Origin of the sequence: Candidatus Thiodictyon syntrophicum, from assembly GCF_002813775.1 — a bacterium.
GTDB classification, from domain to species: domain Bacteria; phylum Pseudomonadota; class Gammaproteobacteria; order Chromatiales; family Chromatiaceae; genus Thiodictyon; species Thiodictyon syntrophicum.
The window spans coordinates 361,479-387,809 of the sequence record NZ_CP020372.1 but is presented as its reverse complement, the minus strand read 5'-3'; the positions used below and the strand labels follow the sequence as shown (position 1 = coordinate 387,809).

The following is a 26,331-nucleotide window of genomic DNA, read 5'->3' as shown; positions in this document are numbered from 1 at the left end:
CTTACCTGATATCCTCGCTGGGATACCTGTCCGGCAAGCGACTGCCGAGTGCCTCGTAGACCCGTCGGAGACTGTCCGCATAGAGCCCCGCCGGGTTTTCGATGCCCAAGGTGTCGAATACGTTGGTAACCAGCGGTGTCGACAGGAAGCGTTCGCCCGGTACCTCAGTTATAGGATCGAGGTTCCAGAGTGGGCCGATGGGTGTCCCCTTCCAGTTACAGGACGTGGTTGCCAGTTTGATCACCATGCCTTCGTCCCGCAGGGCGGCATGGCTTAGCTGATTACGGTGGTCGCGCAGGCTCGCACCAGCGACGGCATGTTGCAGGAAGCCCTCCAATTGCTCAATAGCAAGTCCCATTTTATCCCAGTCCGGTCCTCCGATGTTAAACTGTTGCTCCCGGAGCCATAACCGGGCCTTTTTCGCTTGCGCTCCGAATACGGCCAGGCGCTCGGGCTTGTAGTTGGTCTGCAACTGCGGGGGCAGGAGCCGGTTGACGCCAGGCCCGATCGGCGCGCCACGCGCGTCGAGATAGACCCCGTCATCGACCCGGACCTCGGCAATGGCGTCGATGACCGCGGGAATAGCGCGGCAGAGCATCAGGTGCAGCGCGTGCTCGGAAAAGGCAGTGGTAGCGGCGAGAGCGTCGGGTATGCGACGATCAAGGCGCCCGCCTTGGAGTGCCGCTTCGACCTGAAACGCGCGATGAAGAAGCGTCGCAATGCCGGGCCGCAGGATGGCCGCCGGGGGTTGGCTGAACAGTCCCTCGTCACAACGCCCGCTGCGGAATAAACGGTCGATCCGCTCAACCGCCTCGAGCCATTGATCTTCGCCCTTTCCCCGTAGGTGCGAGACCGTGCCCCAGGCCCCGTAGATATCGCCCTGGGCGATCAGTCGACCACATTGTGCACGTGCGAGAATCGATGTCGTCGGTGTGACGAACAGGGGCTCCTTGTCAAACATGGCGATGGTGAATTCGCCCCCGCCCTCGGTTTCGATGTATTCGCGGCGACGGGTCGGAAAGCGCAGCTCGGCGCTCGCGACGATGCATGCCTTGGTGTCGTTGGAGCCGCCGGTCACGGCCACCAGGGCGCATCCGGCTCCGAAGTCGTGCCCGGCGTCGGCAATGGCATCGTCGATGTGGCGTGCGAGTTGTCGATGCAAGGGATGATCGGGGGTGCCCGCCTTGCCCTCGAAATGCGAGAGACCGGCCATCAGATTGACCCAGCGCGCCCCGTCGCGGCCGTCAAAAGGCTTGCCGTCCGCGAGATAGTCGAGTCCGAACAGCGGTGCCAGCCACCGGGCGAGGACCTCGCCTGTCATGAACGGCTCATTGTTAAAGTAGCTACCGGCGTACTCCTTGACCTCATCCGTAACATTGGGCGATCCCGCCGCGGTGAGTCGCAGTTCGTACTCGCGCGGGGTGATCCGGTCCGTCGCAAATACCAAGATGCGCCGGACCCTGAGCTTTCGCTCATCCCTGGCGGCCATCATCTCGGGGATCAGACGCTCGATCTTGGCCGGAGTCAGCAGTAGATTGCATTGATCGTCCAAGAGCATCGCGTGGCTTTGTGAAAATCGCTCACCTTGCTGCAGCTGATCAAGGAAGGCGAGCAGGCGCTCGTTACAGGTTGGCAGCGGCATCACATGGCTGGTGCGGATGGCGAGCCCTTGTTCATGTGTGACCGTGCTGATCCTGTCCGTCTTTCGCAACCGGTCCAGGTCGGTTGGCAAAACAATCCGGTAGCCCAAGAAATCAGATCCTCCGCCAACGATACCGTTCTTGAGCCACGCGTGGAGTCGGCGTCCGCGCAGACTGTCGCGGAAGCGATCTCTATCCGTGTCAGTGCTTGGCGGCAGCAGGCGCTTGATGTCCTGATCGCCGGTGCTGATGATGAGTGCCAGGTCGAGCGGGCGCATGGGAATTAGTCCTTGCCGGTGTGTGGAGGGGTGTTAGCGGCGATGTTTCACCGAAATGTCATACCTATTCGCTGAGCTGCCATGGCTGTTCGTCTGGCCACACCGGCCAGGCGAGATTGCGCTGATCCGCTAACGGTTGGGGGCGCCGACGCTGGTCCGAGTGGGCACGGCGGATCGCCGTATGATAGTTGTAGATGGTTTCTTCGGCGTCGGGTTTCGGACGCAACAGCGGGTAAGCAACATTCTGATCCTGCTGCCAGCGAATGGCGCGCAACCAATCCCTCAGTTGCAACCGCTTATCTTTGGTGACGGCGATAAACGAATCCACCTGGCGGGCTTGCCAATCGACCAGGTCAGCTATCGCTACCAAGCGGGGTCCAGCGTCCGCTGCCTCGTCGGGTGAAGCCTCGAGCAATAGTGCAGATGACAGATTGAAAGCGACGCTGCCGAACCCAAGCGGGCGGGCGTAGCCGAGTTTGAGCGCGAAGGCCGGTTGCTTTGCCGACGGCTGCCTCTGCAATGCCTCAGTGACCCATTTCTTGATCTTCTTCGTCTCCTTATCGAGGAGACCATCCGCCAACCCGGCCAGCACTTCGGGTTGCAGCGCGACCAGCACCGCACCGAGTTCCCAAGGTTCCAGATCGCGAAAACGCAGGGTGAAGCGAAAGCACGTCTCCGGTCGGCTCGCGTAACGGGCCAGGGTCGCCTGCTCGCTCGCGCGCGCCTGATCGCCGACGGCCAGACAGGGTGAGGTGGAAGCGATAACCCCGTCATTGATCTCGACCGCTTGGTGTCGGTAGAACTTACGACCATTCAGCGGTACGCCGGACTTGACGCCGGGGATTCCGGGTAGGTCGCCATAGGTTCTGGTAGCGCCGGGGATCGCCTCGACGCCGGTCTGATCGAGGTAGTGTTCCACCGCGCTCGGCTTGGGTTGACCAAGGATCTTGAGCGGCAATAGCCATGCGGCGTCGCCCGCCGCGCCGGCAAGCCTTACGAAGCGATGCTCGGGGGTTGACTTGTCGTCCGTGACGACCTCAATGGCATGATTGATGGCGATGCGGCCGGCAAGCCGCGCAAAGTTCTGCTCGCCGATCCTCTCATTACCTGACTCGTCGCTGCTGTCGATCGCGTAACCGAACAGGAGGCGTGCGCCACTGAGTTTGCCGGCGGCACTGTCGGTGCTGTCGGCAACCTGTTCGCCGACCAGGGGGCTTAGCTCCGCACGGTTCTTATGTGTCCGGCGTTCGACCCCTGTTCCATTCTGGAGTTTCCGCACTGAATCCGCATAGCGCCAGCGATAGCGGAAATTGTGACCCAGCGAGACGATTGAGTCATTGTCGGCGGTATCGATCTCGACATAGATGAGCTGATTCAGGACAAATTCCTGCGAGGTGTCTTTCAAGGCTTCGCGTATCCTGCTCTTGGTGGCCGAGGTCTGCGCCTCGTCTGAACCAAAATCACCCGGATGTCCGGCCAGGTGGCCGTATTTTTCGTCGCCGAGTTCGTGTGCGGTTTCGCGATATTGCTCGATTACCAGATCGGGGACGGGTTTCGTCGCCGCTTGCTGGAGTGACTCAAGCGGAATCAGTGCCGTCTTGTAGGTCTTCTTTGGTGTTGCATGGGTGTCGCTGCTGAATGTCCGCGCAAGCTCACCGCGACCGTCGGTGCCGCCACGGTACGCCACAACCAGTTGATCAAGCCGGGAGCCTGGCATAGTTTGACCTTTGCGGGTTTCGAGGCGGTACTTCTGGGCGTTTAGGGTGTAATCGCAAAGCGGGGTACCGGCGGGAATCGTATGGCCATGTTTAAGCGGGAGTTGATCGCCACTGGCCTGCTGCACCATAATCGCCTGACGTTCCGGGCCGAGAATGGCTATTTCAAGCGGATCGATTGCGACGACCACGGCCTCGCGGCAGCAATAGCGCAAAGCGCCCTCCGGCCATTCCTGATTGGGCCGGTAGCTGAACCAATGATCGGCGACACGCTCCATGGGTGCGTTCAGGATCGCTGCGAGCGATTGGCGCAGCACACCCTTGATGCTGCTACCCGGGATCAGAACGCGCCGCTTCGTCCAGTCGTTGGCACTGAGTGATCGGCCTGGTTGCTCCAGCTGGTTAGCCCCGGTCAGATTCAGTATGGCGGGCTCGAGAATCGTCTTGTCGTCGGGGTAATCAATGTCGAGTACTGAGCGTCGCTTGGGATAGCGATACTGCCCGACCAGCAGGGGTGTCAGCGCTTTCACTTCTAAATGCAGTTCGCCCGAGAGGCGTTTTGCGGCTCCCTGACCGTCGTGGAAGACGGCTGGAAACAGAGGGCGGCTGGTGTCATTGCTCGCAATGATAACCGGTACGAAGGTGTAGGGCGCCTTACGGTTGCTGGGCGTTGCTTCGGCCGGGCGCTTGCCCGCATAAGCCGGATGCGGCCCCGGGTTGCCCTGCGCAGGACGGATCTCTGTCGCGTACATGACACCGTCATTGTCACTCGGGTGGAAGTGCACTTGGGTATTGGGGAGCAGCTTCATACCCTGCTGCTCGGCGGCAACGTGGTCTCTTGTGAAGGCGTACTGCTTGCCGTTGGAGTCTTTGATGACGCCGGGTTTGTTCGGCAGTGCCATCGACAGGATCTTTCCGCTGGTCATGATCTGTGCCCCCTCGTTTGCGTTAAGGTCCAGCCGATGACGACGCCGGCGCGGCGCAACAGGTTAAGGCCGAATGTCTCAATAGCGGCCGTGTTCTTGATCCCGAAAAATCGCTGTTGGTCCTGCAACAGCAAGGCGTCGACCGGGTCCAGGGTAAGTCCAGGTGTTGGTTGGGCCTGCGTAGCCTCGATTGCGCGACGGGCGTCCGGGTCGGGTGGTTCGCTCCCGGCGTTGACGTCAAAGGCCCAAAAACTCCACCGCGTGCCCCCATCACCCTCGTCGATGAGATACAGGCTGCCCCAGGGCCAAAAGAGCCGGGCCTCGTCGATGGCGATGCCGGCGGGCGGGTTGAGCGGACCGGGATGCAGGAGCGGATGGAGCTTGGCCGGTGCGGGCCGCTCATTCGTTTCGCCTGGTTTGTCGAGGCCGCTGCCGGGGCGGGGTTCATACCAGGAGTGATGGGGTTGCGGCAGGTCCAGAGCGGCGATGCAGTCGCGGATGTCGCCGGGGTGGCTGCCATGGGCGAGTACGCAGGGGGTCGTCATGGTGTCACTCCATCGGTTTGATCGTCGGCGCCCGCAGCGGCGTCGGGGCACGCGTCCGGCTGCCACTCCCAGCGCACCCAGCCGTGGCCGCGCCATTGGCCGCCGCCGATGGGGACCTGGCGTTGTTCGCCGAGTTGCCTCAGGGTGTCGATCAGCCGGTCGAAGTCGGCCAACTCGTTCGCGTTGCGCGCCTCAATAAAGTAGTGGAAGCGAAAGACGCCTTTGATCAGCGCGAGGCGGTTGAATTTCTGCGCACCGCAGGTGGAGGCGGTGAATTCGTCCTCGGCGTGCTGCTCGATCAGCCAGGCGCCGCCGGTGCGTGTCGGGTCCTCGCCCTCGAGTTCAGCGTCGGACAGCAGCAGCCCGGCGCTGTAGCGGGCGGTGCCGAACAGGCGGTCGACGGCGCTGTCCGGCGCAGCGCGGTCCTTGGCCCGGGCGCTGTGCAGGCCGGCCGGGGTGTTGGGGTCGATGATGGTGTGGTCGCCGCGGCGGCGCTCCCACCAGGCCAGGGTGTGACGCAGCGGGCCGCGCAGGCCGGAACCGGGCAGGAATGGTCGCGGGGCGCCGGCGGCGCCGTCCCGCGGGCAGGTCCAGGCCAGGATCAGGTCGGGCTCCGGCGGCTGGCCGTCCTTGCCGGTCGGCAGTTGCGCAAAGGCGCTGTTCAGTGCGTCGTCCTGCATCCTGAGCATGGCCTCGCCGCCGCCGAGTGAGAGTGTGTCGAGACCCCAGGGGGTGTCAGTGCCGCTGCCGATACGCTCGGTCCCGATGTGGATGGTGCCGGTGCCTGAGCGGATGAAGCGGGGTCTGGTCGTGATCGGGCACTCGGACTTCAGGGCGGCGCCCCCGTCCGACTGGATGCGTTCGGCCGGAATCTTCTCGATGGCCTTCAGTGGTTCCTCTTCGGCATTCGGCCAGTGCCGGACGTCCTCGGGGAGCAGCCGGTAGACCAGGACATCCGTGAGCAGGCACCAGCCGAGTCCGCGCGCGACGTCCCGCCCCACGAAGCAGCGATGCTGCTGCTGCCATTCGTCGAGGGTGTGCAGGGCGATGGATAAGGCCAAACCATTGCTGGTGTCGCGGTATTCGTCGATCTCCAGGAGGAAGGGCCAACGGGTGCCGGCCGGGATGGTTTCGGTGTCGAACTTGGTGCCATGGGCCGCGGCGCCGGTGTCCTGGCGGATGCCGACCCCGGTGCGGATCTCGGGCCTGGGCGGCGGCCCCTCGAGGTGGCTGTGGTAGAAGCGCCAGACGGATTCAAACAGGCGGTCCTGGTGCGTGCCCCGTGGCAGCGCGCGACGATCCCGGTCTTGCTCATCGGGGCTGCCGGCGGTCACACTGGGGGGTAGTTCGTCACCGACGATGGCCCGAGCGGTGGCGATGAAGGCGCCGGCCAGCCCGGTGCCACGCAGGATGAGCCGGTCCTGGCCGTCGCGGGCGAGTGGGGCATCGGCCATGGCATGGGGATCGTTACCCCCGATACTGAGTGCGGTGGTCTGCACCAGCGTGGCCCGGATCAGGGTCTTATAACGTTTGGCGTCGGTCACTGGGCAGCCTCCTCAGACGTGCTCCCGTGCGGGTTGGTCCCCGGCTCGGGCGCCGTGGGTTGGGGGTCCTCCTCGTCGGCTGCGGCGTACCGTCGCAGTTCACGCAGGAAGAGGTCGGCGTCTTGCGTAACGCGCCCGGGGCTCACGCAGCTGCGTTGCAGGGCATCGATCAGGCCGTGCGTCGGCGTGAAGACCTTGCTCCAGGTTCCGCCATCCCGGCGTTTGCCGACGCGCTTGGCGTAGTCAAGGAGGGCCTCGCTCAGGCCGGCGAAAGAGGCCCCCTGCGGCAGGCCTGCGACCACCCCGCGCAGGTTGCCGCACTGGCTGCGCGTCAGACCCCGGGACCGGCCGGGGTCGTTGGCGAAGGCGGCGGCAAGTTCGACGGCATAGCGCTCGGCACTTGCGAGCAGGTCCTCGCGCCGGCCGATCCGCGCGCGTCCGGCCGCGTGGCCGGGGTCCCGGGCCGGGGCCGCTAAGGCGTCCAGATCCCCGGCCGCCGGGGCAAAGTCGAGCAGGAAGCGTCCGCAGCCCTCCCAGCGCCGCTCACCGATGGCGTCGCGGCCCTTGAGACGGTCGCGCAGCAGGCCGGCGAGGGGGCCATCGATGCGCAGGGTCGAGCCGCGCCGGAGCGCGATCTTCGGGGCCATCGGCAGCCCGGATGCGGCATTGAAGCCGATGTAGCGCTGGGTGTCGCTGAAGCGGCGTTGCTTGGCGTGTTGCGCGGGCGGTGGGTCCGGCTCCAAGGCGTCGCAGAGGGCCGCGACGCTGAACTGGGTGTGAAAGCCGAGCCTGAGCGGATCGCGGATGATGGTGTCGGTGGTCAGGGTGATGCGCAGTTGGTCGGTCTCGGCCTCACCGCACTGGTGCAGCGGCGCGTGCGTGCCGCTCGGCTCGGCGGTCTGGCCGCTGATACGCAGGCACCAGCCGATCACCTCCACCGGGCCGCCGCCCCGGCCGACCCGCAGTACCCCGGTCGGCCCCGCTGTGCCGCACAGGCCGGGGAGGACGTCGCGCAGTTCTCTGAGGTCGCTCGTCGAGTCGGCAGACAGGTCGGCAATAAAGCAGGTGCCGGCCGGGATCTGTTCCGTGGTGAACAGGGCGGTGTCGGTCTCTTTGATGTCCCTGAGTGAGGTGCCGCGCTGGTTGCGCATCCGCAGACCGACCGTCGCATCGAAGGCGTGCCAGCCGGACTCGCCGCCGTCTGCGCTGAACAGGTAGGCCTGGGGCTTTGGTCGCTTTGCGCGGGTCTTGTCCTGGGGCGGCGCGTCGCTGGTGGGCTCGGCAGGGTCCGCGAGTTGGTCGATGAAGCCTGGGCTTGTCTGCGCGTGCGGGTGCGCCGGGCCGGCCCAGTGCGGCCAGACCCGGTGATCCTCCAGGCCCGGCTTCGGGGTGTAGAGGCACAAGGGCAGCGGCAGGACCTGGAACCCGGCCAGTTCATCGGCGTCCACTGGTCGGTGTTGCGGGGGCAGGGGATAGGCGGGGCCGATCCGCACCCGGCGTTCGAACAGGGCGGCCGGGTGCCGGCCCTGGTCGAGGGCATAGCGCGCCAGGCTGCCGAACAGCATCCGGCCCGGGATGTGGCTCTCGCTGGGGACGATGTTGCCCGGGAAGCCGGTGGTGGGGATGCACAGGGGGGCGAGCGCGCGCAGCAGGAGCCGCAGACCGGTCGCGGGTTGGTTGGGGTCGGCCGGGGCGAACCCGGCGTCCGCCGCGAGCCATTGGAAATCGGCGATACGGATCAGGCCGCTGCCGCGCGTGCGCTCGCTCCCGAGGCGGTCGGTCATGCGTCGCACCTGGGCGAAGGCCAGCGCCAATTGCGGGTCGTCGCTGTTCAGGTACCCGATACCGGCCAGGCAGGTGCCGGCCGGCAGGTATTCAGTGCGACGCAGGCTGTGATCGTCGGGTACGCGGCTGCCCGTGCGCCGGGCCGTGGCATTCCAGTCGAGCGTGGCGGGGGAGCTCGGCGGGTCCGAGACGGCGCCCTGGTCGGCGATCGGCTTGAGCTCCGGGGCGATGAGGCAGCCGCGCTGGCCGCCGGCCATGCCGAACAGGGCCTGCCAGCGGTCTTGCGTGATCAGGTCGAGGTCGCTGGTCTCGCTGATGGCAAGCAGCCGCTCGCCGTTGTCCCGCCAGATGCCCTGCAGATGACTGCGGGGGATGATCGGGCGGCCGTCCGGGTCACGGGCGAGCGCGCGATCGACCACCCCGGAGCCGGTGCCGCAGCCGGTATGCAGGTCTTCCAGCAGTTCGATGACGAGACGGAAACGGCGTTTTGGGATGGTGGCATCAGTCATGGGGCTGTTCCTCCTGCTCCGGTGCGGCGGCGGCTTGTTGCATTACCTCGGCGCTGTCGAGCGCTTGCTTGCGGCGACCTAGGTAGCGCAACTCGGTCAGCTCGATCAGGTCGCGCAGGTGGGTCAGATACCGATGGTCGGTGGCAGTGACCCGTTGCCATAGTGCGCCGTCGCGCGTGATGCAACTGTCGAGCGTCCGGCGGTGTTGGTCATCGAGTTGTTGCCTGAGCTCCGCGTAGCGCAGCTCGGCCCAGCGCCGTCCTTGGCCGAGCTCGCCCAAGAGGTCTTTGATCTGGCCGCGGGGGAGGCTCGGTGACTGGCCGTTGTCGGCACCGCGGTCGGCTGATTGCGCCGCCGATCCCGCGCCGGCCCCTGGTTGAGGCGGCGCCAACTGATCGGCGGCGCTTACCAATTGCTCCAGGGCGATCTCGTCCGCCGGGGTCGCCAGGTCCTCTTGGAGCACGAAATAGGGCTTGGCGGTCAGTGCCAGGGTTTCGGTATGGCCGTCGCCGAGCCGATAGCTGACCAGATCATCGTGCCGGCGTGCGCTGTCAGGATCGTCACCCCAACTGGTGGTCAGGACCGCCCAGTCGGCCACTGAGCGTTCGACGTGTGTACCGTCCGGCTGCCTTCGCAGATAGGCCCGCTTGGCGCTGGAGGCGAGGCCCTCGGCCAAGGCATGGAGCCGATGAAAGGGCAGGCTGTGCTTGGCAATCACGATGCCGGCACCGATGCTGAGCGGTTTGTGGTCGGGCAGGTCCGGCCGTCGCTTGAGTGCGCGGGCGTAGGCGACGGTGAAGGGTAGGGCGTACTGCGGCTGACAGAGCAGCAGCAGGTCGTCGCCGCCAAGCATCAGCAATTGGTAGGGGATGCACCTTTTGTGGTGCTGCAACACCGGCGTGAAGACTGCGTCCAGGGCCGTCACGACCGCGGCACGGGCGGCGACACGCATGTGGTGAAAGAAGTGCTCGGTCTGTATCTCGTACCGCAACGGGTCCCCTTTGAAGGGCTCACGGTAGGCGTTGAGGCGCTGCCCGATGCGGTTGCCGTCGGCATGGATCAGGGCAAGGTAGCCGCCGGCGTCACTGAGGTCCTTGAGGTTTTTGGGTTCCTTGCCGCGGTCGCCAGGCAGTTGGCCCTGGGCGGCCAGGAGGCTGACGAAATCATGATACCGGGTGTAATCGTCTTGGAACCACTTACCCGCCTCGAGCTTGTCCTGCGAGGCTCGGGAGAGGTAGCGCATCGTCGCGGTTTCGTCATCTTCCCGCACCGCCGCGGCAACGCCGAACCCGCTTTCCGTGCAACCCTGAAACTGCGGGAGCTCGGCGAGTTGTGCGGTGCTCGGCACTTGTTCCTGCCCCGCGTCGGGCTTGTCCTTGTCGGCCCACGCGATCAGCCGAATCGAGACGGGCAGGTCCGGGAGTGTCCTGGCGAGTGTCGCGTAGGCCGCGTCGATGAAGGCCCGTGCCTCGGCCGTACCCTGACCCCGGTCCGCGAAGGCGACCGTGAGGTGTCCGCCGTCACGGGCCAGGATTCCGTACTGGTAGCAGGCGGTCGGGTCGTCCAGCGACGTCAGGCCGGTGGGGCCTGGCGGCGTCGCCTTGGTCAGCGGATCACCCTCTGGTGGATCGCCATCGGGCGGGTCGCCGCGCCGCGGCGCATAGGGGGACGCGCAGGTGTTCGACAAGACAAGTGCGGGTAGGACGCTGCGCAGCATGTCCCCTAACAGCGCATTGGCGCCGAGCATCGCCCGCAGGCGCGGGACGGCGAACAGGAAGGTCTGGATGCGCTGGATCTCGATGCGCACGATCCAGTTGGGTACGTCGGGTAGGCCCAAGGTAGCTGCCTCCTGCGGCAGACAGCCTGGGCTTCCTGCCGTTTGTTGTTGATGAGTCGGCGCCGGTGCCGGTGCGGCCGGGCGGCGAAGCGCAAGGGACTTGGTCAGGCGCGGCTCAGGTGTATAGCCTTTAGTGGCTCGCTGTCAACTGGGCAAGGGCGGGCGCGGGTACGGCAGCATCGTCTAGCCCGAAGTTCCAGCATCGCCTAAGCGATAGGCTATTGATTCTCTTTATTTTTCAGAAAATCGTCGTGCAAACGTCTGGCTACACGCGGATCGTTTTGATCAAATCGAATGCCGTCTGCTGCTTGGGGTTAGGAGTGGTGTCGATGTTGAACAGCGCCTCATCGGCACTGGCCTGTTTACGTCGGCAGGTATTGCGAACGATGGTGGCTAGTTCATTGAGAAGGGTCCGGAAGCTGTGCGCCGGTGAGCCGTCGGCGAGTCGCTTGCTCGCCACTTTTTCCAAAGCCGCGTCCGAACGGGTCGCGGGCGCCACGGGATCGCGCTGGGTGAGACGCTCCTGATCTTCATCGGCGAACAGAAGACTGCGCCACGCCTCGCCCATGTGCCATTTGACGTAATAGGCGAGCATGCATAGAAACAGATGGGCACGCACCCGCTCTTCGGTATGGTGGTAGATCGGACGAATCTGTAGATCATCGCTTTTCAACGAGCGGAACGCCGCCTCGACGTGACTCAACCCCTTGTAATGGAGTACGACCTCGGCGCTGCTGACCTGCGCGACCGGCAGGGGCGTGCGAATGACGTAGAGCCCGTCCAGCGCCGCCTCTGCGGCCACCGACTCCTCATCGATATGGAAAACGAACTGCGTGGCGGTGATGTCCAGCACGACATGCTTGGCCATCTTGTACTTGTTGATCACGCGCCCGACCCGCACGCCGATCTTGTCCGGATCCTTCAGTCGGCCATTGGCGACCATCCGTTGTACCGTCTCTAATTCGGTGGTGGTGGCCGCGAGGAGCTGGCGCCGCTTAGCCGCACGCAATTTCGCCAGTTGCGGATTGCGACACGCGATCAGCCGCTCGCCGGGAAAGTCCTCGTCGGTGCATTCAAAGAGATTGCGCTCGTCGAATAAATCCATCTGGAGCGTACCGGCCGCCGCCAGTTGGCGAATCGCCCCGCTCTTGAGTGCCGTGATCCACGCCACTCCGGCACGCTCCCGCAGGGCCTCAACCTGGGTTTGCGAGATCATTCCGCGATCCCCCACCAGGATGACCGATTGCAGGGCAAAGTCGTGTTGCAGCTGATCCACCTGCGCCATCAAGGTCTCGGGGTCAGTGGTATTGCCCGCAAAGGCCGAGATGGCCACCGGACAACCGCGCGCATCAGTCAGCAAGCCGTAGTTGACTTGCAGCAGCCCCTTCTTCCCGTCACGGGAGTAGCCACGCGCGGCCAGGGGGCAGGACTCACCCTCGAAATAGCTCGACGAGAGGTCGTAGAGCACGCGGCCCCCCTCGTGCAGGTGGCGCTTGGCCAATCGTTGCTCAATGACCGCCTGACGCTCCCGCAGCCAATCCAAGGCCGCGTACAGCTCATTTTCATCAGCATCACTGACCCCGAACAGCTCGCCCAGGGTGCTGTGCTCCCAACTGCGCGTGGTCGCCAGTTTGCTTTGCGGGTCTAGCACCCGGGCGGCGATCATCGCCAGCACCAGATCCCGCTCTCGGCAGGCTTCGCGCCCCAAGAGCGCACTCAGCCGCAGGTGCTCCATCGCCAGCCTGATCGCATTGACCGCACCATGCGCGCGCGAGCGGATGATTTCAAAGACCTCATCAACGGCGGCCAACGGCTTGCCTTTGAGAACGGCACGAATCGCCTCGGCTTGTGACAGCGACAAGGCCGAGAGGTTGGCGATGGTGCGCTTAAGGATCTTCTTGCCTTCGCGAAACGACTCGCGGAGCAAGATGGCAGGGGGCGAGCTGCGGTTTGGAACGATGTCGATGTACATGGGAAAAAATATAGCAGGAAAACTCGAAATAACAAGCTATCTACGACCGTTTACATGGGTACACTTTAGAGCGGAATGACGGCAACAAGTACCTATTGAACAAAAATTTCAAGGGCTTGCGACGAAGATGAGAATGGTTCTCGCTGGAACTTCGGTCTAGCCTCTGATTGTGCAACAAAAAAGAAACAGCCGATCAGGCTGCCCCGCTCGGCAGATCTCGCGTGTACTGTATCGCGATGAATATTAAATATTCGTAGGTTTGAGGCGAAAAAAGCACATTGTTGCTTGACTGCAACGCCTGGCGCGCCCATCCTCCTGGCATTACTCACTCGTCCCGGCGCCCTCGGGCCGCCCCGCGGCCTGCCGCCGGGACCTGCCGTTATGGCAGGAGGTTTTCTATGTTTCGTCGACTCTCTTTCGAGCGGCGCCTGGCCGACGGCTCGGCCTACCGGATCCGGCCTTCCGGTGCGGATGACCGCGGACTGCTGATCCGCTGCTTCGAGTCGCTCTCGCCGCAATCCCGGCGCCTGCGCTTCTTCAACGACCGGCGGGCCCTGGCCCCGGATGAACTGGACCGCTTCTGCGCCGTGGACGGGCGCGACCACATTGCCTTCGCCGCGGTGCGGATCGATGCGGCTGGGCGGGAGTTGGAGCCCCTGGGCTTCGCCCGTTGCATCCGTCTGACCCCCGGGGGCGAGGTGGCCGAGTTCTCGATCGCCACGGTGGACCTGATACAGGGCCAGGGGGTGGGTGCGGCGCTCCTGTCCCATCTGATTGCGGCGGCCCGGCGTCAGGGCATCCGCCGCTTCTGGTTCGAGGTGCTGGCGGAGAACGCCGGCATGCGGCGGCTGGCGTGGCAACTCGGCGGTGAGCCCCACTGGGTGGGCGACGGGACCCTGGAATACGATTGCCGCCTGCCCGAGTCCCGCCCCGCGGCCCCTGCATCCGTGCCGCTGCGACCGGCCGCGCACCCGGTGGTGCGGGCGCTGCCCCTGGGGCTGCCTGCCTATCTGGACCCGGGGGTCTGGGTGGAGCCCTGGATCGCGACCTGGCGGGAACGCCTGGGCCGGTCTGCGGCCTGGCCCCCGGCCGCCAACGAGGCGATCGGTCACGGCGTGGAGGCGGGACGCCCGGCGAGCGGCCGGCGGCGGCGCGCCGCGGCCTGAGGTCGTGCGCGCCGTGAAGTAGCAGCGGCCATTTGGGCCGCGGTCGGCGGCGGCCTCATGAGGCCGCCCCGCGTAGGAGTGGTCCGTGGATTTCGTTCCCGCTCGTCCACTTCACTGTCTGCCTGGGGTCCAAGGCTTCGGCCTTGGCGCGCTCCAAGGCTGAAGCCTTGGACTCCAGGCGCTTGGGCCGCGGCGCTTGACTCAACGGCAGTGGCTCGTCCACTTGCGTCCTGGCGCGACCGCGAGCCCCAAGGGCTTCAGGCCGCCATCGCAAAGCAGGGTATCTGCGTCTGTGCGCTGGTGCGCTTGCGCAGTTCCGCGACCATCTCGGCCGCCAACTGCCGGGCCGTGTCGCGCAGCAGCAGGCGCGTCGTGCGGGCCTCCAGACCCTCGTTGATGTGTTCGTTGCTGTGCTCCGCATCAATGATACGCATCAGCGCCAGCGCCTCTTCGATCATCGCGGTTTGGGGGTCCCGGTAACTGTAAGTCGTGTTGTTCATGGGATTCTCTGACACTTGCCATAACCCTGGGAAGGTCTTGGCCGTCCGGCTCAGGGCTTGCCGGTGTGGCGCCCTGCCGACGCGGTCTCTTGCCTGGTACGAAGCACGGAGCGTGCCAGCAACCATACACTGCTTGCTGAAACAGAAATAACTAGATAAATCAGCTATTTGTGTCGCCGCGTCGGCTGCGCGGCCCGGTTTTCCGCGGCGATTGCCGGCCTCAACTATGGAATGGATTCCATAGTTCTAGAACTTGGACCAGAGTCGAAGGGCACCCAGTCAGGCGCTTAACCTGATCGCAACCGTGATTTGCGCGACCGGTCAGCGAGACCGAAAGGCTTCGGCACCAGGCGGAATCCAGCAAGCCAGGCCACCTTTCCCGCATTTTCCGGAGCTTGGTCCGGGACGCGGAGCGCCCGCGCTGCATTCCCACGCTGGAGCGTGGAAACGAGAGACGAGGCCCGAGCGTCCGGGCTTGAGCGCCCGGCACCCGGATCGTACTGCATACCCATGCACTAGGGAAACGTTCAACCCTCGAAGCAGTAGCTGAAGCCCGCCTCCGCTACCCCGATGCTGATCCGCTCGATCCCCTTGCCCGCCATGGTGCGGTTGAGGATCTCCCGACTGATGGCCGGCAGGACCGTATTGGTGAGTATGGCATCCACCACCCGGGCCCCGCTCTCGACCTCCGCGCAGCGCTTGGCGATCAGGTCCACCACCGCCTCGTCATAGCGCAGCTCGGCGCGATGGTTGTCGGCAATCCGCTGCACGATCCGCTCGAGCTGGAGCCGGATGATGGTCGCCAGTATGTCATCGCTCAACGGGTAATAGGGGATGGTGACGATGCGCCCCAGGAGCGCGGGCGGGAAGGTCTTGAGCAAGGGTGCGCGCAGGGCCTGGGCCAGTCCCTCCATATCCGGCATCAGCTCCGGGTCTTTGCACAGTCCCATGACGAGATCGGTGCCCACGTTGGTGGTGAGCAGGATTACGGTGTTATGGAAGTCGATATAGCGGCCCTCGGCGTCCTCCATCCAGCCCTTGTCGAAGACCTGGAAGAAGATCTCGTGGACATCGGGGTGGGCCTTCTCGACCTCATCCAGGAGCACCACGCTGTAGGGCTTGCGGCGCACGGCCTCGGTGAGGATGCCGCCCTCGCCATAGCCGACATAGCCGGGGGGCGCGCCCTTGAGGGTGGAGACGGTATGGGCCTCCTGGAACTCGCTCATGTTGATGGTGATGATGTTCTGCTCGCCGCCGTAGAGTGCCTCGGCGAGTGCGAGCCCGGTCTCGGTCTTGCCCACGCCGGAGGGGCCGGCGAGCATGAAGACGCCGATCGGCTTGTTGGGGTTGTCGAGTCGGGCGCGGGAGGTCTGGATGCGGGCAGCGATGGCGTCGAGTGCGTGGCGCTGGCCGACGACCCGCCGGTTGAGGGTCTCGGCGAGGTTCAGCACTGCTTTGACTTCGTCCTTGACCATGCGGCCTACCGGGATACCGGTCCAGTCGGCGACGACGGAGGCGATGGCCTGGGCGTCGACGCTGGGCAGGATCAGGGGGCTTTCCCCTTGCAGTGCGGCAAGCTCGGTCTGGAGTGCGCGCAGCTTCTCCAGTGCCGCGGCGCGCTCGGTCGCGGACAGCGCAGGGGCCTCCTGGGTGACGGGGGCAGGGCTGCCCGCCGCGGCACCGGCGGCCTGCTCCAGGGCGCTGCCGGTCCCCTCGACCGGGGCCGCCGTGCCGCGCAGTTGCGCGCGCAGGTCCAGGATCTGCGCCACCACCGCCTGTTCCGCGTCCCAGCGGGCCTGGAGTCCCACCAGGCGTTCCCGCTCGGCGGCGAGCTTTCCGCCGGCCGAGCGCTCGCGCTCCGCGGTCTCCACGCCGACTGCGCTCTCGCGGCCGATGATGCCGAGTTCAGTCTCCAGGGCCTCGATCCGGCGCCGACAGTCCTCGACCTCCGCCGGCTCCGAGGACTGGCTGATGGCGACCCGGGCGCAGGCGGTATCGAGCAGGCTGACCGCCTTGTCGGGGAGTTGGCGCGCCGGGATGTAGCGGTGAGACAGGCGCACCGCGGCCTCCAGGCCCTCGTCCAGGAGCTGGACCTGATGGTGATTCTCCAAGGTCGAGGCCAGGCCCCGCAGCATCAGGATCGCCTTCTCCTCGCTCGGCTCGTCGACCTGGACGACCTGGAAGCGGCGGGTCAGGGCCGGGTCCTTCTCGATATATTTCTTGTACTCGGCCCAGGTGGTGGCGGCGACGGTGCGCAGGGTCCCGCGGGCCAGCGCGGGCTTGAGCAGGTTGGCCGCGTCACCGGTGCCGGCGCTGCCGCCGGCACCGATCAGGGTATGGGCCTCGTCGATGAAGAGGATGATGGGCTTGGGGCTGGCCTGGACCTCCTCGATCACCTGGCGCAGCCGGTTCTCGAACTCGCCCTTCATACTGGCCCCGGCCTGGAGCAGACCGACGTCGAGCGTGCGTAGCGTGACCTCCTTGAGCGGCGGCGGCACGTCCCCGGCGGCGATGCGCAAGGCAAAGCCCTCGACCACCGCGGTCTTGCCGACGCCGGCCTCGCCGGTCAGGATGGGGTTGTTCTGGCGGCGGCGCATCAGGATGTCGATGAGCTGCCGGATCTCCTCGTCACGCCCGACGATGGGGTCCAACTCCCCCTTGCGGGCACGCTCGGTCAGGTCCACGGAGAATTGCTTGAGCGCCTGCTGCTTGCCCATCTGGGCCGGGGCCATGGCCTCGCTCGCCTCCCCCGGGGCCGCGCCGCCGTCCAGGGGCGAGCCGGCGGTCGCCGCCATGCGCTCCTCCGGGGAGCCCGCGACGATGGCGGCGAATGTGTCGATCAGGGCATCGATCTGGACCTTGTCGAACTGGCGGGAGATACCGAGCAGGGTGCCGCGCAGCCCCTTGGTCTTGAGGATGCCCACCAGCAGGTGCCCGGTGCGCACCTGGGACGCGCCGAACATGAGCGTCGCATAGGACCAGGCCTCCTTGACCGCCTCCTCGACGTCGGACGACAGGTCCGAGCTGGAGCGCGCGCCGCGCGGCAGCCGGTCCAGGGCCTCGGTCAGGTCCCGCGCGAGCCCCGCCGGGTCGAGTTGGAAGCGGCCGCTGATCCGGTGCAGGTCCGAGTCCTGGACCTGGATGATCTGGTTGAACCAATGCACCAGTTCCACATAGGGATTGCCGCGCAGCTTGCAGAAGGTGAAGGCACTGTCGATCGCCTTGTAGGCGAGCGGATTGAGCTTGCCGAAGAGGGCGGCGCGGCTGATCTCGGTCATGGGACGACTCCTGGGCCTGTGGTAATACGGCGGATGGGTACTGGTTTCGACAGAGAGGTTGCGGACGGGGCGAATGCCCCGTCCGGCCCGAGTGCATTGCTTCTCCAATTACGATTACGACAACGACAACGATTGCCTTCTGGCTCCCACGCTCCTGCGCTCCTGCGTGGGAGCAAGTGCGGGCGCTCTGCGTCCATTGCCAAGACCGGACGCGGAGCGCCCGCACTGCATTCCCACGCTGGAGCGTGGGAACGAGAGAGGCTTCAGCCTTGGCGTGCTCCAAGGCTGTTCGGATCAAGCTTCAGATCATCCCCATCGCGCCCGAGTGGTCCGCTCGCGAGCCAGGTGGTCCAGCCCAGCCGCGGACCGCGGCCCAGGCACAGCCGCGGGACCTGGGCCGCGGCCAGCACCGGGTTGAGGTCCCACTCCAGCGCGTCGCCGACATAGTTGCGGACCACTGAGGTGACCCGTGCCAGGGCGGCGTTGCCGGGCAACAGGCCCAGGTACTCGGTGAGCCTGACCGGGCCGATGCGCACGCGAAACTTGGACTGATGGTCCCAGACCCGCCCGCCCAGGGTCGTGGTCGCGCCCAGGGCCCCGGTCTGCGGTGTCTCCCCCAGCCGCAGTCGGCAGTCGGGGGGCAGTTCCAGCCAGCGGCCGACGAATTCATCGATCTGCACCGGCAGGGCCAGCAGGTGCCGCAGGATGGCGACCAGCCCCTCCGGGTGGCGGGTCTGGCAGCCGAGGTGGCCGGCGTAATGGCGCTTGGCCAGGTCCGGCATGGCGTCGCGGTCCTGGAAGGCGGGCATGGCGGTGCCGCTGAGGCTTGCGAGATAGGTGCCGAAGCGGTCCTGGTCCGGGCGGTCGAAGCTGACCGCCGGCTGTGCCTGGGCCCAGGCGCGGTAGAGCAGCGCGAGCATCCGGTGATTGAAGAGGTCGAGAAAGCGCGCGAAGCTGGTGTCACCGGCATGGCGCTCGCGCTCGCGCGCGTATTCAGTCAGGTGCAGGGGCAGGGGGCCGTTGGGTCCGAGCAGGCCCAGGAAATAGACCAGCAGGCGCGGTGCCCGGGCGGCCCCGGACTGCGCCAGGGCGGCCAGTTCGGCCGGGGCGAAGCGCATGGACGGCCGTTGGCCCAGACGCACCGGGTCGTCGGCGGGCCTGGCGGTGGCGCCGATGCGCGGGCGCTCCGGTTGCAGGCAGTCGAGTCGGCGCAGCGTCTGGCAGAAGCCGAAGGCCCAGGGGGCGGCGGCCAGTTCGCCCAGCAGGAGTGCCCGCGCGCGCTCCCGGTCGGCCGCGGCCGCGGTGCCAACCGCGGGGGCGGGCGCCGTCACAGGGTCGGGCGGCGGCCGATGATCGCCGGCCATCGCATCAGCTCCCCGCGCCCGGTCTTCAACACCGTCTCGGTGAAGGCGTTGATGGAACAGTAGCGCGCAAAGAATCGGGCCAGGACGGCCCCGAGCAGAAAGGCACCGGTGCCCTCGAAGGCGGTCTCGTCGCACTCCACCGCGACCTCCAGCCCGCGCCCATAGGTCACCGGCCGCACCCCGGGCAGCCGCCGCACGATGGGCCGGGAGGACACCCGCAGGATGCCGTCCACCTGCTTGCGCAGGTCGGCGTCGGTGAGCCCGCCGTAGAGTCCCAACAGCTCCCGCAAGGCCGCGGCGCCCTGGCCGCCATCCGTGTCGGCGAGCGACAGATAGTTGAGCGAGAGGTGGCTGATCAGCCGCCAGGCGGTGTCTCCATGGGCGTGGGAGGGGCGGGGCGGGGTCGGTCCGGCGCGCACGCGCACGGCGCGCACCGGGGCCCCGGACTCGAGCGTGAAGTCGGTCTTGCCGGTCCCGACCGGCATGAGCAGCGGCAGGTCGCGATTGGTGCAGAGTCCGGTCACCGCGAGCTGTCGCAGCTCGGCCGACCAGGGGGCCTGCGCCGCATCCACCAGATTGATGAAGACCTCGCTCCCCACATAGCTCGAACGCGTGCCCCGGCGCTGTTGGCGCGAAGACAGGCGGCGCGGGACCCGGTGGACGCTGTAATAGGCGGGCGGCCCGCCCCCCTGAGCGAGGGTGGCGGGGGCGTAGAAGGGCCGGAATTCGCGCGCCGCGGTCGTGCCGGACCCATAGCCCGTCACGCTGTCGACCCGGTAGACCTCGAAATCCAGCGGACGGGTGCGGTCCGGGACCAGGTGCTGCTCGGGGCCGGTCGCGTTCAGATGGATGCGGTCGAGGCGTTTGGGAAAGAGGTTGATCGCCGGGCTGCAATGCAGCGCGAAATTGGCCGCGTCCAGCACCCGCTCCAGGCCCGGCGCCGGCTGCCCCAGGAGCAGGATCAGGTCGACCTCGGGGGCGTCGAGGCGCCGCAGGACCGGCCCCAGTCCGTCGATGGCGATGAACAGATAGCGCTGCGGAAAGGCGAAATATTCGTGGAGGTTGCGATAGCCCTGAAAGGATGCGGGGGCATAGGGCAGCAGCGACTCGTCGTCCGCGAAGCCCAGGGGGCGCAGTGCCGTGGCTGGCAGCGTCTCGATCCAGGGCAGGGGGCGCGCCGTGGGCTGCACCAGTACCGCGACCGTGTCGCCCAAGAGCCGGGCGTAAAGCTCGAAGGGCAATTGGTCCGCCCCCTGGAGGAACAGCACCAGTTGGAAGCGCTCCGGGCGCCCTGGGGCGAGCTGGGCGAAGGTCAGATTGGCCGTGGTGCGCAGCCGCAGGCGGATGCCCGCCTTGCTGCGTTTGAGCGCCGGCAGGTCGGCCTTGGCGACCGGCCCGGTATGGCTGAAATACTCGGCCGCGGTCAGTTCCATGGGCCAGAGGCGCACCGGGTGGGCGGTGCGATACTCGCAGGCGGTCTGGGCGTCGCGGCCCAGGGTGCCGCGCAACACCGTGTCGCGGGGGAGGTCGAAGCCCTCGGCCAGGGCGCCCTCGTCCAGGTCCGGCTGCAGCTCCACCACCGCCATCGACGGGGTTGGGGCCAGGTAGTGCGGGTAGACCATCTCCAGGAAGTGTTGGGTAAAGGCCGGGAATTCCGCGTCGATCTTGAGCTGGACCCGGGCGGCGAGGTAGGCGAAGCCCTCCAGCAGGCGCTCCACATAGGGGTCGGCGCACTCGAAGCTCTCCAACCCGAGCCGGGCGGCGATCTTGGGGAATTCGGCGGCCAGTTCGCCGCCCATCTCGCGCATGAAGCGCAGTTCGCGGTTGTAATACCCGAGCAGGCGTGGGTCCATCGCTTGGTGTCCCTAGCCCGTGTAGGGGCTGACCGTGACATCGCCCATTTCGAGGTCGATCTCGGTCTTGAGATAGATGCGCAGCGGGACCGGCTGGGCCCACAGGTCGCCCTCGATGAGAAAGGTCATGGCATGGTGGGTCATCTGGCCCTCGTTGACCTCGAGACGAACGTTCAGCGTATGGCGGATGAGCCGCGGCTCGAAGTCCGTGATCGCCTGCCGCAGGGTGCGCTCGAGCGCCGCCGGGTCGGTGCCGGAGAGGGTGGTGCCGGAGAGGTCCGGGATGCCGAAATTCAGCACGGAACCCGAGACCTCGGGGTAGGCGCTCAGGTCCTGCGCCGCGGCGAGGTTGGTGGTGTTGAGCAGCCAGGCCAGGTCGCGCAGGACCGTCTCGCGCAGGCGGCTGAGCGAGAAGTCCCGCTGCTCGCGCGACTCGCGCGGATTGCCGGGCTCGTCATCGGTGAGCCGATCGAGCAGCGAGGGTTGCAGCCGCTCGCGATGGATCAGCTCAGCCACCGGTGCTGTCCGCGGCGGCCGGGGTCGGCCCGGGTGGGTCGGTTTGATATGCCGCGGGGTCGGTCGCGAACAGGATGGTGCGGACATCCATCAGGGGGTACTCGCCGCCGTCGGTGAAGAACATGCGCTGGCCCAGGCCGACAAAGGTGTCGCCCGCCTGCTCCAGCCAGTCGGTCCGGCGGCTGCGGCACACCTCGGCGTCCGGTGAGGCTTCCGAGCCGGGGTAGCGGGTCGGGATCAGGCCCACGGCCTCGCCGGCGTTGGCCCAGGTGAAGTGGGCCGGCATCCACACCAGGTCCCGCAGGTCCTGCGGCGGGTCCAGGTGGATGGCGCGGATGCGTTCAAACGGAATCCAGTAATAGCGCCCATTGACGATCGCCTCCAGGACCGGCCCCAGGCGGCTGTCGCCGTCCATGATCCACGCGAAGGGGGTGCCGTCGATGGTTCCGGGCGTCGCCGGGGCGGCCTCCAGGGCGCGCTCGCGCAGCGCCCGCGCCTGTTCGCCCGCCCCCTGCGCGACCAGACGCTGCGCCTGGAGCAGGAGTGCGAACCATTCCTCGGGCTCGCCGAAGACCATCGGCGAGCGCCCGCCGGCAAAGATCTCCGCACGCAACACCTCGCAGCGCAGCGCCTCACGGTAGGTCTGCACCATGGCCAGGTTCCCGGCGTCCAATTCGCCGGCCACGGTGAGTTGAGTCAGGGCCCGCTCCCACTGTCCCATCAGGGCCAGGAGTTGGAAGAGGAAGACGCGATAGCGCGCATTGGCGGGCTCGCGGCGCACCTGTTCCTGGAGTCGGCGCAGAGAGTCTTCCGGGTCGCCCGCGCGCCACCGGTCTTCGGCCAGCATGATGATCTCTCCCGGCGGCGGCGCGGCGCGGCGCGTCCGCGCCATCGCGCGGACGCGCCGCGGCTCCTCAGTCTGGGGCAGGCCGTGCCCCGCGGCTACAGCTTCGTGTTCTTCGCGATGTCCCAGCCGTATTTGACGGGGCCGCCGTCCTTGCTGCCATCGGGCTTCTGCGGCTGATAGTCCACCTTGACCGAGGCGAAGTTGAGGGTCACATGCTCGGTCAGCCGGTCCTCGCCGCCGGAGCCGCCGGTGCCCAGGGACGTGACGATGACGTCCTTCATGGTGATGATCAGGTATTCCAGTGGGCTATCGCCGCCGGCCTTGCGCACGGTGAGTTTGCCCTCTTTGAACTGGGTGCCGGCGGAGCAATAGGTCATCAGGGTCGGTGAGGACTTGTCGACCCACTTGGTGAACGACAGGTCCTGCACCGCGACCTTGCCGGCGCCCTGACCGCCGCCGGCGTGCGCACTGCCGGATTGGCTCATGCCCCAGGACCAGGCGAGCACATCGATCTCTTCCTTGTGGGACTTGTCTTGGGCCTCGCCCTTGACGTCGTCGAGCTTCATGAACATGTCAACAGCCATAGCTTAGCTCCTGAGGGTGGTGGGATGAACGGGCGTTGGGGCCGGGCCCGGCGGTCAGCGCCGCCGCCGCCGTGAGCGGGCGGCAGCGGGGCTCGGCCTCAGGGCCCCTTCGCCGACGGCAGCTTGGAGACCAACCGTAACGACACGGTCAGCCCTTCGAGCTGGTAGTGCGGGCGCAGGAAGAACTTGGAACTGTAATAGCCCGGGTTGCCTTCCACCTCCTCGACCACCACCTCCGCCGCCGCCAGCGGCAATTGGGCCTTGGTGGTTTCGCTCGAATGCAGCGGGTCCCCATCCACATAGTTGAGGATCCAGTCGTTGAGCCAGCGCTGCATGTCCGCGCGCTCCTTGAAGGAGCCGATCTTGTCGCGCACGATGCATTTCAGATAATGCGCGAAGCGGCAGGTCGCGAACAGGTAGGGCAGGCGGGCGGCGAGGTTGGCATTGGCGGTTGCGTCCGGGTCGTCGTACTCGAACGGCTTTTGCAGTGACTGGGCGCCGATGAAGGCGGCGAAGTCGGTGTTCTTCTTGTGCACAAGCGGCATGAAGCCGTTCTTTGCCAACTCCGCCTCGCGCCGGTCGCTGATGGCGATCTCGGTCGGGCACTTCATATCGACACCGCCGTCGTCCGTGGGGAAGGTATGGCTGGGCAGCCCCTCCACCGCGCCGCCGGACTCCACACCGCGGATGCGCGAGCACCAGCCGTACAGCTTGAAGGAGCGGTTGATGTTGACCGCCATGGCATAGGCCGAGTTGGCCCAGCAGTACTTGCCGTGCTGGGCGCCTTCGGTGTCCTCCTCGAAGTCGAAGGCATCGACCGGATCGGTCTTGGCGCCATAGGGCAGCCGGGCGAGGAAGCGCGGCATGGTGAGGCCCAGATAGCGCGCGTCGTCGGACTCGCGCAGCGAGCGCCAGGCGGCATATTCCGGGGTCTGGAAGATCTTGGTCAGATCACGCGGGTTGGCCAGCTCCTGCCAGCTCTCCATCTGCATCACGGCGGGCGCGACCGCGGAGATGAAGGGGGCGTGGATGGCCGCGGCGATCTTGGCGAGCCCCCCGAGCAGCTCCACATCCGGCGGGCTCTGGTCGAACTGGTAGTCGCCGACCAGGCAACCGAAGGGCTCGCCGCCGAACTGGCCGTACTCCTCCTCATAGAGCTTCTTGAAGAGCGGGCTCTGATCCCAGGCGGTACCCTTGAATTTCTTCAGGGTCTTGTGCACCTCCGCCTTGGAGATGTTCATGACCCGGATCTTGAGCATCTCGTCGGTTTCGGTATTGTTGACGAGATAGCTCAGCCCGCGCCAGGCCCCTTCGAGCTGCTGGAAGTCCTGGTGGTGCAGGATCAGATTGACCTGCTCGGTAAGCTTCTGGTCGATCTGCGCAATCATCGACTCGATGGTGCGCACTGCGTCGTCGGAGATCAGCGCGGTCTGCGCCAGGGCCTGGGAGGCCAGCGTGGCGACCGCGCCCTCGACCGCCTCGCGGGCCCGGTCGGTGCGCGGCTTGAACTCCCGCTGGAGCAGGGCGGCGAAGCTGTCGGACTCGAGGGTGGCGGTCTGGGTCTGGGGTTGCCCCGCGTTCTGGATATCGGTGGCGGCCATGATCAGTTGGCCTCCGTCGGGGTCTGGTCCGCGCCCGCCGGGTCGGCCGGTTTGGGCGCCGCGGCGAGCGATTGCAGCAGGCTCGGGTCTTTCAGCACCTGCGCGATCAGGTCCTCGGCGCCGCTCTTGCCGTCCATGTAGGTCAGCAGATTGGCGAGTTGGGTGCGCGCCTGCAACAGCTTGTTCAGGGCGTCGACCTTGTGCGCCACGGCCGCGGGGGAGAAGTCGTCCATCGACTCGAAGTTGAGTTCGACGCTGAGATTACCCTCGCCGGTCAGGGTATTGGGCACCTGGAAGGCGACCCGCGGTTTCATCGACTTGAGCCGCTCGTCGAAGTTGTCGATGTCGATCTCGAGCAGCTTGCGGTCCGCCACCGGCGCCAGGGGCTCGGCGGGCTTGCCGGAGAGGTCGGCCAGGACCCCCATGATGAAGGGGAGTTGGACCTTCTTCTGCGCCCCGTAGAGTTCCACGTCATATTCGATCTGGACCCGCGGGGCGCGATTGCGGGCGATGAACTTCTGGCTGGTCTCTTTCGCCACTGGCGTTCTCCGTTGGTTGTCGTTAGAGGGCCGCGGGGAGCGTGCCGGGGTTGGCCCGGTCCGCCGCCCCGTCAGGCGTTGTCCTCGATCCCGCACACCCGCTCGATCTGCGACAGCGCCTCCGGGGCCAGGTCGCGCATGATGTCCACGAAGCTGCCGTTGACCAGGCGCTGGGCGCGCCGCAGCAGCAGGGGGACGGGACTCGAGGGTTCATTGCGCGAATAATAGTCGCAGATCCGCTCGAGCGTGCGCACCACGTCCTCGCGCGAACCGATCGATCCCGGGTCGCGGGCCGCCGCGGCCCCGGTCGCCGTGGACGAGGCCGTCGCGTCGGGGTCCGCGTCCGGTGCACTGGGGGTCGCCGCCCCCGGTTGGCGGGTCGTCAAGTGGGCCTGGAGGACGGTCTGAAGCTGCGTCAACGGCTCTGCCAGCGGGTCGAAGCTGGGCAGTTGGGCCCGCTCGATGCGTGCCTCCAGGGCCTCGCCGATCGCGGTCAGGGCCGCGAGTGCCCCGGCCGCGGCGGTCGCGGCGGCGGCCAGGCCGTCCAGGTCGCAGTCCTGGAAGGCCCCGGCGATGCCCGCCTCGTCCAGCGGTTGGGTGCCGGGGGCGGCGGGCGCCTTGCCCTGGGCGATCTCGATATCCCGGCCGCAGACCGGGCCGAAGACGCGCGAGCGGATCAGCGGCGTGGTGCGCAACTGGGCGAGCAGCGTCTCCCGGTCCGTGAGTTCCAGCAGCACATTGACCCGCGCCGTGGGGTCGTTGCCGTCGCTCGCGTCGAGTTCCGGGTAGAGGCCATCCCAGAATCCGAGGATCAGCCCGTGGATCAGGTCCAGTCCGGCCTGCAGGCCCCGCAGCCCCTCGAGCCCCAGCATGGCGCGGGTCACGAGGACCGCCAGGCGCAGGTCCTTGGAGCGGTCCAAGAGCGCCAGCGCGGACTCCAGGACCAGGCGCCAGTCGGGCTCCTGCGCCGCGACCACGCTGTCGCCCATGCGCCGCTCCGGGGTGCCGGTCGCGGCCGCCGCCAGGGCGAGGAAGTCCGGGTCATACTCCAGGTCTTCGCCCGCGGGCCGCTGCGCGGACACGGCCTGCAACAGGGATTCGGTGGCGAGCACGCTCATCGGGGGCAGGATGAAAGCATCGGGAGGCCCTCTGGAAACACCACGACCGAATATCAGATCGCGTTGCCCTGATACTACGCGACGAACCGATGGTGTCAAGTAGTGTCAAGGTCCGGGAGGGCTCGCCGACCTCGCGGCCGGGCCCCGGCGCGACTTTGGCGCGCCTTTGGCGCCACGCCCGTCGTGTCATAGGGTAGGATGACCCGGTCAGGGG

Annotated in this window: 18 protein-coding genes; 1 reads left to right on the top strand and 17 read right to left on the bottom strand. The window is 66.7% G+C overall.

What is annotated here, in order from left to right:
* Nucleotide 1: 1 nt before the first annotated feature.
* The 7 genes from THSYN_RS32900 to THSYN_RS32870 form a co-directional block, all read right to left on the bottom strand.
* Complete coding sequence (locus THSYN_RS32900) at nucleotides 2–1,918, bottom strand: hypothetical protein (RefSeq protein WP_100923253.1); 1,917 nt, start codon at nucleotides 1,916–1,918, stop codon at nucleotides 2–4.
* 64 nt (nucleotides 1,919–1,982) lie between these two features.
* On the bottom strand, nucleotides 1,983–4,559 hold the full coding sequence (locus tag THSYN_RS32895) for a TIGR03986 family type III CRISPR-associated RAMP protein (protein WP_100923252.1): 2,577 nt from the start codon (nucleotides 4,557–4,559) through the stop codon (nucleotides 1,983–1,985).
* Nucleotides 4,556–5,104, bottom strand: coding sequence for a hypothetical protein (locus tag THSYN_RS32890; protein ID WP_100923251.1), 549 nt, complete (start codon nucleotides 5,102–5,104; stop codon nucleotides 4,556–4,558). Before THSYN_RS32890 ends, THSYN_RS32895 begins: the two co-directional genes overlap by 4 nt.
* Nucleotides 5,101–6,648: an RAMP superfamily CRISPR-associated protein gene (locus THSYN_RS32885; protein WP_100923250.1), complete on the bottom strand. Its 1,548-nt coding sequence runs from the start codon at nucleotides 6,646–6,648 to the stop codon at nucleotides 5,101–5,103. Before THSYN_RS32885 ends, THSYN_RS32890 begins: the two co-directional genes overlap by 4 nt.
* On the bottom strand, nucleotides 6,645–8,942 hold the full coding sequence (locus THSYN_RS32880) for an RAMP superfamily CRISPR-associated protein (RefSeq protein ID WP_100923249.1): 2,298 nt from the start codon (nucleotides 8,940–8,942) through the stop codon (nucleotides 6,645–6,647). The genes THSYN_RS32885 and THSYN_RS32880 overlap by 4 nt, the downstream gene beginning before the upstream one ends.
* Complete coding sequence (locus THSYN_RS32875; protein WP_100923248.1) at nucleotides 8,935–10,779, bottom strand: Cas10/Cmr2 second palm domain-containing protein; 1,845 nt, start codon at nucleotides 10,777–10,779, stop codon at nucleotides 8,935–8,937. The genes THSYN_RS32880 and THSYN_RS32875 overlap by 8 nt, the downstream gene beginning before the upstream one ends.
* Before the next feature lie 265 nt (nucleotides 10,780–11,044).
* A complete protein-coding gene (locus THSYN_RS32870; protein ID WP_100920668.1) occupies nucleotides 11,045–12,751 on the bottom strand; it encodes an IS1634 family transposase in 1,707 nt (568 codons plus the stop codon).
* Between the two features lie 398 nt (nucleotides 12,752–13,149).
* Between THSYN_RS32870 and THSYN_RS32865 the strand changes: the two genes are divergently transcribed.
* Nucleotides 13,150–13,917, top strand: a complete 768-nt coding sequence (locus tag THSYN_RS32865; RefSeq protein ID WP_100923247.1) for a GNAT family N-acetyltransferase — start codon at nucleotides 13,150–13,152, stop codon at nucleotides 13,915–13,917.
* 257 nt (nucleotides 13,918–14,174) lie between these two features.
* Here THSYN_RS32865 and THSYN_RS32860 read toward each other — a convergent pair whose 3' ends face one another.
* From THSYN_RS32860 to tssA, 10 genes are all read right to left on the bottom strand, one after another.
* Nucleotides 14,175–14,417 carry a hypothetical protein gene (locus tag THSYN_RS32860; protein ID WP_100923246.1) on the bottom strand — a complete coding sequence of 81 codons (243 nt, stop codon included), beginning with the start codon at nucleotides 14,415–14,417 and terminating at the stop codon, nucleotides 14,175–14,177.
* A 527-nt stretch (nucleotides 14,418–14,944) separates the two neighbouring features.
* Nucleotides 14,945–17,695 carry a type VI secretion system ATPase TssH gene (tssH, locus tag THSYN_RS32855; RefSeq protein ID WP_100923245.1) on the bottom strand — a complete coding sequence of 917 codons (2,751 nt, stop codon included), beginning with the start codon at nucleotides 17,693–17,695 and terminating at the stop codon, nucleotides 14,945–14,947.
* A gap of 263 nt (nucleotides 17,696–17,958) precedes the next feature.
* Entirely contained in the window at nucleotides 17,959–19,059 is a 1,101-nt protein-coding gene (tssG, locus tag THSYN_RS32850; protein WP_100923244.1) for a type VI secretion system baseplate subunit TssG, read from the bottom strand.
* Nucleotides 19,023–20,912, bottom strand: coding sequence for a type VI secretion system baseplate subunit TssF (tssF, locus tag THSYN_RS32845; RefSeq protein WP_100923243.1), 1,890 nt, complete (start codon nucleotides 20,910–20,912; stop codon nucleotides 19,023–19,025). The genes tssG and tssF overlap by 37 nt, the downstream gene beginning before the upstream one ends.
* Before the next feature lie 12 nt (nucleotides 20,913–20,924).
* Nucleotides 20,925–21,428 (bottom strand): type VI secretion system baseplate subunit TssE, encoded by a 504-nt coding sequence (gene tssE / locus THSYN_RS32840; protein WP_100923242.1) that lies wholly within the window; start codon nucleotides 21,426–21,428, stop codon nucleotides 20,925–20,927.
* On the bottom strand, nucleotides 21,421–22,275 hold the full coding sequence (locus THSYN_RS32835) for a type VI secretion system accessory protein TagJ (RefSeq protein ID WP_100923336.1): 855 nt from the start codon (nucleotides 22,273–22,275) through the stop codon (nucleotides 21,421–21,423). Before THSYN_RS32835 ends, tssE begins: the two co-directional genes overlap by 8 nt.
* 95 nt (nucleotides 22,276–22,370) lie before the next feature.
* Nucleotides 22,371–22,859, bottom strand: a complete 489-nt coding sequence (locus THSYN_RS32830; RefSeq protein ID WP_100923241.1) for an Hcp family type VI secretion system effector — start codon at nucleotides 22,857–22,859, stop codon at nucleotides 22,371–22,373.
* Between the two features lie 98 nt (nucleotides 22,860–22,957).
* Entirely contained in the window at nucleotides 22,958–24,460 is a 1,503-nt protein-coding gene (gene tssC, locus THSYN_RS32825) for a type VI secretion system contractile sheath large subunit (RefSeq protein ID WP_100923240.1), read from the bottom strand.
* 2 nt (nucleotides 24,461–24,462) lie between these two features.
* Nucleotides 24,463–24,999 (bottom strand): type VI secretion system contractile sheath small subunit, encoded by a 537-nt coding sequence (tssB, locus tag THSYN_RS32820; RefSeq protein WP_100923239.1) that lies wholly within the window; start codon nucleotides 24,997–24,999, stop codon nucleotides 24,463–24,465.
* 71 nt (nucleotides 25,000–25,070) lie between these two features.
* The gene (gene tssA / locus THSYN_RS32815; protein ID WP_100923238.1) at nucleotides 25,071–26,117 is read right to left on the bottom strand and encodes a type VI secretion system protein TssA; all 1,047 of its coding nucleotides are present in this window, start codon (nucleotides 26,115–26,117) and stop codon (nucleotides 25,071–25,073) included.
* Nucleotides 26,118–26,331: the final 214 nt, after the last annotated feature.